The sequence below is a fragment of the Bacillus sp. SIMBA_074 genome (assembly GCF_046534555.1).
GTDB classification, from domain to species: domain Bacteria; phylum Bacillota; class Bacilli; order Bacillales; family Bacillaceae_G; genus Bacillus_A; species Bacillus_A mycoides.
Map to the genome: position 1 here is coordinate 1 of NZ_JAWRYM010001139.1, position 240 is coordinate 240.

Below are 240 nucleotides of genomic sequence, written 5' to 3' on the forward strand. Positions count from 1 at the left end.
GCGAGCACGCCCGCCTCGAACGCGCCGACCGTCTCCGGGTCGGTCCGGTCGATGCGCACGAAGACGATGGCCTCGAAGTCGAGCCCGACGGCGGCGGGGGAGACCACGGCGCGGTAGTGCTCGATCGCTCCCGAGCGCTCCAGTTCGCGCACCCGGCGGTGGCAGGGCGAGAGAGTGAGGCCGACGCGGTCGGCGAGGTCGGTGAGGCTGATCCGGCCGTCCTCCTGCAGCACCGAAAGG

Annotated in this window: 1 protein-coding gene; it reads right to left on the bottom strand. The window is 72.9% G+C overall.

Annotated features, from left to right (window positions below; translation table 11 throughout):
• Positions 1-240 (bottom strand): Lrp/AsnC family transcriptional regulator (locus SB773_RS34295; RefSeq protein ID WP_410594979.1); only part of this gene is annotated, 240 nt, incomplete at both ends.